Source organism: Achromobacter pestifer (assembly GCF_013267355.1).
Lineage (GTDB): Bacteria > Pseudomonadota > Gammaproteobacteria > Burkholderiales > Burkholderiaceae_B > Achromobacter > Achromobacter pestifer_A.
Map to the genome: position 1 here is coordinate 5,399,907 of NZ_CP053985.1, position 9,221 is coordinate 5,409,127.

A 9,221-nucleotide genomic window follows, 5' to 3' on the forward strand; every position below is an offset into this window, starting at 1 on the left:
ATTTATATTGGATAATACGCATGCCGCCGCGCAACCGCAAACGCAGTGTGCGCGCGCCGTAGGGTGGTCAGCGCCTGCGCAATCCGCGCAGCAGCAGATCCAGCGCCTGCAATGCCTGTGCCAGACGCGGTCCGCTCTCGGGATCCTGCGCGATCCAGAAGGCGCTTTCGACCAGGCTGCCGTTGATCAGCCGCGCCAAGGCCTGCGGCGCGGCAGGTTCGATGACCTTCTGTTCCATCATCGTCTGCAGCAGCGCCGCGAGCGACGCAATGCAGTGTTGCTGCGAGCCGTCCGCCGCCGCGCCGAGCACGGCCGGCGCGTCCTGCAGCACGATGCGCCGGATCTCGGGTTCGGCCGCCATCTCCAGATAGGCGCGGCAGCGCCCGCGCAAGGCGGCCCAGGCATCGGGCGCCTGCGCGGCGATGGCGGCCAGGCGCTGGTCCATTTCGCCGTCGATCTGTTCGACCACCGCCGCGAGCAAGCCCTTCTTGTCGCCGAAGTGGTGATACAAGGCGCCGCGCGTCAGCCCCGCCGCCGCCGTGAAATCGTCCATGGACGTGGCGGCGTAGCCGGCCTCGCGGAAGGCCAGGCGGGCCGTGGCCAGCAGTTTCGCGCGGGTGGCTTCTATCATCTCGGCGCGGGAACGCGTCATGCTCCTCTCCAAAGACATACGGTACGTATGTAAATTGACATACGCATCGTATGTGAATACGATGCCGCTGTCCATGGCAATCAAAGGCTTCCGGTGTCGAATCCGTATCGCGAGTTGTTCCAGGCGCCCGGCGCCCTGGGTTTTGTCCTGGCCGGCGCCGTCGCGCGCCTGCCTCTGCCCATGATCGGCATCGGCATCATCACCATGTTGTCCGAGGTGCGCGGCTCATATGCGCTGGCGGGTGCCGTCGCCGCCGCTTTCGCCCTGGCCACGGCCTTGCTGGCGCCGCGGATTTCCCGCCTGGTGGACCGCCATGGCCAGGGCAGGGTGCTGCCCGTGGCCGCGGGCCTGTGCGTCGCGGGACTGGTCGGCCTGGCGGCGTGCGTGCAATGGAACGCGCCCGATTGGACTCTGTTCCTCTTCGCAGCGCTGGCAGGGGCCTTGCCCAGCATGCCGGCGATGATACGCGCGCGCTGGACCGAGATCTTCAGGGACCAGCCGCAGTTGCGCACCGCCTACGCGCTGGAGTCCGTGGCCGACGAGCTGAGTTTCATTGTCGGGCCCCCGCTGGCCGTCGGGCTGAGCGTGCTGTTCTTTCCGCAGGCCGGCCCCTTGTTCGCGGCGCTGCTGCTCGCGGCGGGCGTGACGGCCTTCGTGCTGCAGCGGGCCACGGCGCCCGCGGTGCGGTTCAAGCAGGAAGGGCGCCAGGCATCGGTGCTGCGCATGCCGCCGATGCGCGCCCTGCTGGCGGTGATGGCTGCCATGGGCCTCATCGTCGGCACCATCGACGTCCTGAGCGTCGCCTTCGCCCGGCAGCAGGGCATGCCGGCCGGAGCCAGCCTGGTGCTGTCCGCCTATGCCCTGGGGTCCTGCGTGGCCGGCCTGGTGTTCGGCGTGCTCAAGTTCCAGATGCCGTTGGCTCGCCTCCTGGTGGTTGCGGCGGCGGTCACGGCGTTCACGACGGTTCCGCTGCTGCTGGTGAACGATCTGCTCACCCTGGCGCTGGGCGTGCTGCTGGCCGGCCTGTCGTTCGCCCCGACCATGATCATCGCGATGGCGCTGGTGGAAAGCAGCGTGCCTGGCCATCGCCTGACGGAAGGCCTGACCTGGCTGGTGACCGGCCTGGGCGCGGGCGTGGCGGCGGGCGCGGCGCTGGCAGGCTGGGTCGTCGACCACTACGGCGTGGGCGCGGGATTCTGGACGGCGGTAGGCGCGGGCGCGATCGTGTTGCTGGCCGCCATGCCGGTGGGACGCAGTCCCGCGGCCAGGCAAGCCGGGGCCTGACGCGGCAGGTCTATAGAATGGCGGCTTCGGCGCCCGCCCAGGCGCGCCGCCAGGAGAAGCGCATGTCCAGAACCGTCGTCAATCCCGATAGCGTGCCCAACACCGTGCAATACGGATTCAGCCAGGCCGTCATCGTCACCGGGCAGCGCCGCATGCTGCTGTCAGGCCAGGTCGGGGTCGACGCCAACGAGCGCACGGTGGGGCCGGGCCTGCAGGAGCAGACCGAGGCCACGCTGGACAATATCGAGCGCGTGCTCGCCGCGGCCGGCGCCACCTTGGCGCAGGTCATCATGCTGCGCATCTACATCTGCGAGACGGCCAGGGAAGACCAGGAAGTGATCGCGCAGGCGCTGCGCGACCGTTTCAAGAAGGATCCTCCGCCCTCATCCTGGATCATCGTCAGCGGCCTGTCGCTGCCGGAATGGCTGATCGAGATCGAGGCGGAGGCCATGCTGGACTAGGGCCTGTGCAAGGCGCCATTTAGCGTGAACAGGACCTAGCCGCGCCAGGGCGTCGCGGCAAAGGCGGCGCGCAGATGGGCCAGGAAGCCCGCCGTGCGCGCGGGCAGTTCCTGGCGCGATTTGACCAGGGCCACCACGTCGGCCGACGGCAGGCTCCAGCCGGGCAGCAGCGGCACCAGCGCGCGCGCCTGCAGATGCGCGGCCACGTCCCACTCCGAGCGCACCATGATGCCGTGTCCGGCCAGCGCCCATTCCACGGCGGTTTCCCCCGCATTGCTTGACAGCAGCGGCGCCACGCGCACCCCCACGGCCGGGCCGCGCCCATGCTTGAAGCGCCATAAGGTCACGTCTTCATCGTTCTCGCGCAGTGCGATGCAGTCGTGCGCCCGCAGGTCCTCGGGCTTGGCGGGGGCGCCGCGGCGCGCCAGGTAGGCGGGCGATGCGCACAGGATCCGCCGGTTCGGCGCCAGCGGGTAGGCGACCAGCGTCGAATCGCGCAGCTCGCCGATATGCACCATCACATCCCAGTCGTCGGACGCCAGCCGCGGCGGCCCGTCGGACAGCGTCAGGCTGGCGGTGACGTCCGCGCTCTGGCGGCGGAATTCCGCGACCAGGCCCGCGATGTAGCGCTGCCCGAATCCCAGCGGGGCGACCACGCGCAGATGGCCTGCCACCACGCCCCGGCGTCCCGCCAGTTCGTCGGCCAGCTCGCCCAGTTCGCCGCAGATCTGTTCCGCGCGCAACGCCAGCAGCCTGCCTTCGTCGGTCAGCGCGGTGCCGCGCCCCGAACGGTTGACCAGCCTGACCCCCAACCGCTTTTCCAGCGTGTTCAGCCTCTGGGTGACGGCCGGCGGGGTCACGTCCAGCGCGCGCGCCGCTTCGGCCAATGAGCGGGTGGCTGCCAGGCTAAGGAAAAAACGCAGGTCTTCGGTCGTAATCATGCAGGTATGGATTAATGGACGATTAAGTCCAGATTAAACACGCGGAACCGCCGCCGCGCCATACTTCAGCCATTCCGATACGCCATGCCGAGAACGCCATGAACCAGAACGCCACGCCTTCCTCTCTCGATACCCTCGATACGCCATGCCTGCTGCTGGACGAGACGCGCATGATGCGCAACATCGGGCGCCTGAACGCGCTGATGGCCGGGCATGGGGTGCAGCTGCGTCCGCATCTGAAGACGCCCAAATCCATCGACGTCGCGCGCCGGCTCATGTCCTCGCCGCAGGGGCCGGCCGCCGTGTCCACGCTGCAGGAGGCCGAGCAGTTCGCGGCCGCCGGCGTCACCGACCTGCTTTATGCCGTGGGCGTGTCGCCGGCAAAGCTGGACCGCGTGCTGGCGCTGCGCCAGCGCGGCGTGGATCTCACCGTGGTGGTGGACAGCCTGGAGGCGGCGCGCGCCGTCGCCCAACGGGCCAGGGAGGCGGGCGACGCCATCCCGGCGCTGATCGAGATCGACTGCGACGGCCATCGCGCCGGGGTGCAGCCGGGCAACACGGCGCAACTGCTGGCGATCGCGCGGGTCCTGCACGAGGACGGCGCGTGCCTGCGCGGCGTCATGACGCATGCCGGCGAGTCCTACGGCTGTGATAGCGTCGACGCCATTGCCGACATGGCCGAGCAGGAGCGCCTGGCGGCCGTCACCTGCGCCGAGGCGATCCGCCAGGCAGGCCTGCCATGTCCGGTGGTCAGCGTGGGCTCCACGCCCACCGCGCATTTCGCCCGCAAGCTCGACGGCGTGACCGAAGTTCGCGCCGGGGTGTACGTATTCTTCGATCTGGTGATGGCCGGGCTGGGCGTGTGCTCGGTGGACGATATCGCCGCCTCGGTGTTGACGACCGTGATAGGCCATCAACCCGACAAGGGCTGGATCCTGGTCGACGCCGGATGGATGGCCATGTCGCGTGATCGGGGTACCGCCAAACAGCGGGTGGACCAGTTGTATGGCCTGGTGTGCGACGCCCGCGGCACGGTCTATCCCGACCTGCTGCTGGCCGAGACCAATCAGGAGCAGGGCATCATCAAGGTGCGCCCCGGCAGCGGCGCGGCCCTGCCCGAGCTGCCCCTGGGCGCGAAGCTGCGCATCGTGCCCAATCACGCCTGCGCCACTTGCGCCCAGCACGATGCCTATGAGGTCGTGCGTCCGGACTCGTCCGAAGTGCTGGCGCATTGGGAACGCTTTCGCGGCTGGTAACCGCCGTCTACAAGGAGGCATGCATGGAATTCATCCATACGCATCAAGCCACGCCGCCCGCCGGCCACTATTCGCAGGCGGTGCGCGCCAACGGTTTCATATTCGTCTCTGGGCAGCTGGGGTTCCTGCCGCCCGCGGCGCCGGGGCAGCGGCCGGCGCTGGCCGATGGCGCCGCGGCCCAGGCCCGGGAGGCGCTGCGCAGCGTCCGCGCCATCCTCGAAGCGGCCGGCGCCTCGCTGGCCGCGGTCGCCAGCGTGACGGTGTACATCCCGGACGTGGCGCTCTGGGACGAGGTCAACCAGGTCTACGAGCAGTGCTTCGGTGATCATCGGCCGGCGCGGGCCATCGTGCCCACCCGCGAGCTGCACTACGGAGCCCTGGTCGAGATCAGCGTGGTTGCCGCTGCTTAGCGCGGCGGTGCGTGAGAGCGGACGCATCCAGGCGGACGCCTATAATGCGTGCGCCTCAATACCTACGGGGGAGACCGTCCGCATGCAGTACGAATACCTGTTCTGGTCCATGGCCGCAATGGTGGCGGCGGCGCTGGTTGGCGGCTCGCTATGCGGCCGCCTGGGCTCTATCAAGCATGTGCTGCTGGGGGTTGCCGCGCTGGCCGCGGCGGTGGGCGTGGCGGTGTTCCTGCTGTCCCGCCACGGCGGCTTCAGCGAGCTGTCTGCGATGCTGTCGATCGCCGCCTTTATGTTCAGCCTGGTGATCGGCGCCGCCGCATCGCTGCTGACGCGGCGCATCCTGCTGCGCCGCTGAACGCAAGGCGCCTTGCGCCTTACTCTTCCGCGTCGAAATCCTCGTCGTCTTCGTCGTCTTCATCCTGTTCCAGGGCGTCATAGCCCTTCCAGGTGATGCGCCAGCGCGTCGCGCCCGCGGTCGCCGCGGTTTCGCTGATCTGCTTGACCAGGCCCGCGTCTTCCAGCAGGTCCAGGTGATGCGCAATCAGCTGCAGGCCTTGCTCTTCGGGATGCGGCGCCAGGGCCACGTTCTTGATGTCGTGCGTGCTCAGGTTGGGGCCCGGCGCGTCGCGCAGGGCGCCCAGGATAGTGACGACCAGATCGAAATCGCGTTGCATGATGTCCACCATTCATTGGGGGTAAAAGACAGGCCGACAATAGCAGAGATCCATGGCGGCGACGCGACAGGCGCCACAGCCGGGTTACAGTCCAGGGTTCTCGACAACCGATACGTGCATATCCCATGAAGAAACCCGCAGAGCGCGATTGCCTCGCGCTGATCCCCGGCTACACCGGCCAGGCCGCCAAGCTCTTTCTCACGCGCGGCGAAGACGGCCGCATCGAAGGCGTGACCGTGTTCGACCTGCTCGGCCACATCAAGCTGCAGGGCGATGCCGACGCAGCGGCGACGTGGGTCGGCGAATGGCTTGCCCAGGAGTCCGACAACCGCAAGGCCCGCCGCACGCAGCTGCTGGCGCAGATGTTCCTCTGCAAGCTCGCCGGCGACGAGAAGGGCGTCTTCCTGGCGGCCCAGAAGCCGCTGGCCCGCGTGCTGGCCGATGCCGGGGTGCGCAGCCGCTCCGTCGCGGCCACTTCCGGCGCCGCGCGCCGGTCACTTGGTCCTACAGTCAAGAAGCATTAGCCGAAGGCTGTTATAGTCGCGCCTGGGCGTGAGAGTGCACCTGCAAGGTGCGTGCCCAGGCGGGCAGAGCCCGCGAATCAAGGAAGAGTGATCATGGAAATAGTAAGTCGGCAGATTGCCGACGTAGCGGGCGGCGTCGAGCTGCACACCACGCTGGATGGCGAGAGCATCAGCGTCTACGTCCTGGAGGGCGTGACGGATCTCGATGCGATCGCAGACATCGTGCCGCGTGAAAAAGTCGAAGCAGGGGCTGACATACACGCCTCTAGTGTCGACAATGTTGATAATGCGCAAGAACAGATCGACCAAGTCCTGGAAAATATGAATCCCGGTGACGTGGCGGTTTTCCTTTGCTCGGGCCCCGATGCTTTCGGCGCGGCGCTCGATCTGCTGGGTTTACCTATCGACGAGTAAGCCTGGCGGCAAACCAAAGTGCTAGCCCGAACGGCGTATGAAGAAATTCTCGTACGCGGGCAGGCGGCATTTATATAAGCCTAGATTGTTTTTTTATGATGCGTGGGTGTAAACACCTATGCAGGACTTCTTATTGCCTATGAAAATGTGTGGAATCCGCTTGCAGTTTCTCTTTGTTGCATTATTGGCACGCATTTTTTAGGATTATGTTGACTTGTGAGGGGAACCTAACGATAGTGTCGGCACACGATCACAAGCGTTGCGATTTTCGTTCAGTGCCGTGCCTTTTCCGGCTCAGCGTTATTGTTCTACTGTCCCCTCCTTGATTGATTCGTGACCTCCGGGCATTTGCCCATTATCTCTAGGAAATACAGTATGGAAACCGGCGTCGTTAAGTGGTTCAACTCGGAAAAGGGCTATGGCTTCATCACCCCGGAAGCGGGTGGTAAGGATCTGTTCGCTCACTTCTCCGAAATCCAGGGCTCGGGCTTCAAGTCTCTGGAAGAGAACCAGCGCGTCAGCTTTGTGACGGCCAATGGCCCCAAGGGCCCGCAAGCCACGAAGATCCAGGTCCTGTAAGGGTCTGAGTTTTCGATAGAAGCCCCCTCGTGGGGCTTTTTTGTTTTCTGCGGCGGCCATTCCTAAACATGGAAAGTATCGCTGCACCAGTAATGTCAGGGTAATCCCTAGAATACATAAATCCTGGTACGGGAATCACATCCGATTCATTCATCTGGTGTATGACCCTGATCCAGACGCGCGTCTCTGTTATTGTCGGCCTTGCCCCAGACTTCCGGATACGCGCTCTCATGACTACTGCTTCCTCCACGCAGATTGTTCCGCAGCCCCAGGAGGTGGTCGCGTTCTGGCTCGATGCCGGCCCCCAGCAATGGTTCAGCAAGAGCGCCGAATTCGATGCGGCCTTCCGCGCCCGTTTTGAGGCGGCCCACATGGCCGCCGCGGCCCGCCAGCTGGATGCGTGGCTGGACGACGCCAAGGGCGCCTTGGCGCTGATGGTCCTGCTGGACCAGTTCCCGCGCAATGCCTATCGGGGCACCGCGCACATGTTTGCCTCCGACCCCCTGGCCCAGTACTTCGCCGACCGCGCCATCGCGGCCGGCCACGATCTGGCGGTGGATCCGCAACTGCGCCAGTTCTTCTACCTGCCTTTCGAACACGCGGAGAACCTCGCGGCCCAGAACCGCGCCGTTGCCCTGATGGAGCCGCTGGACGCCGATTCGCTGCGCTGGGCGGTTCTGCATCGCGACATCATCAAGCGCTTTGGGCGCTTTCCCCATCGCAACGCCGCGTTGGGCCGGCAGACGACGCAGGCCGAGCAGGCGTTTCTCGATTCCGGCGGCTTCGCCGGATAGAGCTCGCGCGGCACGCTGTTCAGGGGTGCCGCGGCTGCACGTATCCGCATGTGTCCACGCGTGCCAAGTTGAAAATATTGGACCCCTTGCACGGCCTCAAGCCTTGTCTGGCCTGGCTTTCCGGCGGTTTCCGGATGCTGTTGGATTTGCGGATGTTTGACGTTTTTCGGGGTTCGCCAATACACTGGGTTTAGCGAGATTTTCAAGCGACGCGGTCTGCGTTTCACTTGTCGCCGTCAGTGGTGCTGCGGTTGCTTCCTCTCCCATCCTTGATGATCTGGCGCCCCGCGAGCAATCGCTTTTTCTAGGTTCAAGGACATTCCATGGCAACCGGCATCGTTAAGTGGTTCAACGCCGAAAAGGGTTATGGTTTCATCATGCCCGATGATGGCAGCAAGGATCTTTTCGCTCACTACTCGGAGATCCGCAGCGAAGGCTATAAGTCGCTGCAGGAGAACCAGCGCGTCACCTTCGAGGTCGGTACCGGCCCCAAGGGTCCCAGCGCAAAGAACATCAAGGTAGCGGCCTGACCTTCGCAGGGCAGCGCCCCGGGCCGGCCCGGCGCTCCGCCCAGAAAAAAAAGCCCCCGCACGCAATGTGCGGGGGCTTTTTTTATTCTCGCCGCGGCGCCGGCCGGCCCGTATGGGGGCCTGCCCTGGGTAGGCTTCCAGGCGTCAGTGCTTCGCGTGGTTGGCCGGCGGCGTGGCCAGCTTGTCCACCAGCGCGATCCCTAGCGCCGACAGGATGAACAGGGCGTGGATGATGGTCTGCCACATCACGCCCGCCTCGGAGAAGCGCGCGTTGGGCGTGCCCAGCGTGCCGGCTTCAATGAAGGTGCGCAGCAGGTGGATCGACGAGATGCCGATGATGGCCATCGCCAGCTTGACCTTGAGCACGCTGGCATTCACGTGGCTGAGCCATTCGGGCTGGTCCGGGTGATTGTGCAGGCGCAGGCGAGACACGAAGGTTTCGTAGCCGCCCACGATCACCATCAACAGCAGGTTCGAGATCATGACCACGTCGATCAAGCCCAGCACCAGCAGCATGATCTCCATTTCGCCGAAGCTGTTGGCGTGCGTCAGCAGATGCCATAGCTCCTTCAGGAACAGCATGACGTAGACGCCTTGCGCGACGATCAGGCCCAGGTACAAGGGCAGTTGCAGCCAGCGCGAGCTGAAGATCAGGCTGGGCAGCAGGCCCAGGCGGGGAGGGGGGGTGGAGATCATATTTTT

Annotated in this window: 14 protein-coding genes; 10 read left to right on the forward strand and 4 right to left on the reverse strand. The window is 65.5% G+C overall.

All coding sequences use genetic code 11. The features are described 5' to 3' along the window. Positions 1 to 67 precede the first annotated feature (67 nt). Positions 68 to 652 (reverse strand): TetR/AcrR family transcriptional regulator, encoded by a 585-nt coding sequence (locus tag FOC84_RS25630; RefSeq protein ID WP_173147197.1) that lies wholly within the window; start codon positions 650 to 652, stop codon positions 68 to 70. A 93-nt stretch (positions 653 to 745) separates the two neighbouring features. Here FOC84_RS25630 and FOC84_RS25635 point away from each other — a divergent pair, with 93 nt between their 5' ends. Both FOC84_RS25635 and FOC84_RS25640 read left to right on the forward strand, forming a co-directional pair. Further along, positions 746 to 1,936, forward strand: a complete 1,191-nt coding sequence (locus FOC84_RS25635) for an MFS transporter (RefSeq protein WP_173147199.1) — start codon at positions 746 to 748, stop codon at positions 1,934 to 1,936. 62 nt (positions 1,937 to 1,998) lie between these two features. Then, positions 1,999 to 2,397, forward strand: a complete 399-nt coding sequence (locus FOC84_RS25640; protein ID WP_088141176.1) for a RidA family protein — start codon at positions 1,999 to 2,001, stop codon at positions 2,395 to 2,397. A gap of 35 nt (positions 2,398 to 2,432) precedes the next feature. On the opposite strand, the gene FOC84_RS25645 is transcribed toward FOC84_RS25640, so the two are convergent. Then, positions 2,433 to 3,338: a LysR family transcriptional regulator gene (locus tag FOC84_RS25645; RefSeq protein ID WP_173147201.1), complete on the reverse strand. Its 906-nt coding sequence runs from the start codon at positions 3,336 to 3,338 to the stop codon at positions 2,433 to 2,435. A gap of 98 nt (positions 3,339 to 3,436) precedes the next feature. Between FOC84_RS25645 and FOC84_RS25650 the strand changes: the two genes are divergently transcribed. The 3 genes from FOC84_RS25650 (at position 3,437) to FOC84_RS25660 (ending at position 5,359) form a co-directional block, all read left to right on the forward strand. Continuing rightward, complete coding sequence (locus tag FOC84_RS25650; RefSeq protein WP_173147202.1) at positions 3,437 to 4,594, forward strand: DSD1 family PLP-dependent enzyme; 1,158 nt, start codon at positions 3,437 to 3,439, stop codon at positions 4,592 to 4,594. A gap of 23 nt (positions 4,595 to 4,617) precedes the next feature. Next, a complete protein-coding gene (locus tag FOC84_RS25655) occupies positions 4,618 to 5,004 on the forward strand; it encodes a RidA family protein (protein WP_173147204.1) in 387 nt (128 codons plus the stop codon). Positions 5,005 to 5,086: 82 nt separating this feature from the next. After that, positions 5,087 to 5,359 (forward strand): hypothetical protein, encoded by a 273-nt coding sequence (locus tag FOC84_RS25660; RefSeq protein ID WP_173147206.1) that lies wholly within the window; start codon positions 5,087 to 5,089, stop codon positions 5,357 to 5,359. A 19-nt stretch (positions 5,360 to 5,378) separates the two neighbouring features. Here the strand turns inward: FOC84_RS25660 and FOC84_RS25665 are convergent, their stop codons facing one another. After that, positions 5,379 to 5,678 carry a DUF2513 domain-containing protein gene (locus FOC84_RS25665; protein ID WP_088141337.1) on the reverse strand — a complete coding sequence of 100 codons (300 nt, stop codon included), beginning with the start codon at positions 5,676 to 5,678 and terminating at the stop codon, positions 5,379 to 5,381. A 125-nt stretch (positions 5,679 to 5,803) separates the two neighbouring features. Here FOC84_RS25665 and FOC84_RS25670 point away from each other — a divergent pair, with 125 nt between their 5' ends. From FOC84_RS25670 to FOC84_RS25690, 5 genes are all read left to right on the forward strand, one after another. Then, positions 5,804 to 6,202, forward strand: a complete 399-nt coding sequence (locus tag FOC84_RS25670) for a hypothetical protein (RefSeq protein WP_173147208.1) — start codon at positions 5,804 to 5,806, stop codon at positions 6,200 to 6,202. A 93-nt stretch (positions 6,203 to 6,295) separates the two neighbouring features. After that, positions 6,296 to 6,616 carry a hypothetical protein gene (locus FOC84_RS25675; RefSeq protein WP_173147210.1) on the forward strand — a complete coding sequence of 107 codons (321 nt, stop codon included), beginning with the start codon at positions 6,296 to 6,298 and terminating at the stop codon, positions 6,614 to 6,616. Positions 6,617 to 6,991: 375 nt separating this feature from the next. Beyond that, positions 6,992 to 7,195 (forward strand): cold-shock protein, encoded by a 204-nt coding sequence (locus tag FOC84_RS25680; protein ID WP_006220190.1) that lies wholly within the window; start codon positions 6,992 to 6,994, stop codon positions 7,193 to 7,195. Positions 7,196 to 7,425: 230 nt separating this feature from the next. After that, positions 7,426 to 7,989, forward strand: coding sequence for a DUF924 family protein (locus FOC84_RS25685; protein WP_173147212.1), 564 nt, complete (start codon positions 7,426 to 7,428; stop codon positions 7,987 to 7,989). A gap of 323 nt (positions 7,990 to 8,312) precedes the next feature. Further along, positions 8,313 to 8,519, forward strand: a complete 207-nt coding sequence (locus FOC84_RS25690; RefSeq protein ID WP_006225311.1) for a cold-shock protein — start codon at positions 8,313 to 8,315, stop codon at positions 8,517 to 8,519. Between the two features lie 144 nt (positions 8,520 to 8,663). Here FOC84_RS25690 and FOC84_RS25695 read toward each other — a convergent pair whose 3' ends face one another. After that, positions 8,664 to 9,215 (reverse strand): TIGR00645 family protein, encoded by a 552-nt coding sequence (locus FOC84_RS25695; protein WP_173147214.1) that lies wholly within the window; start codon positions 9,213 to 9,215, stop codon positions 8,664 to 8,666. Positions 9,216 to 9,221: the final 6 nt, after the last annotated feature.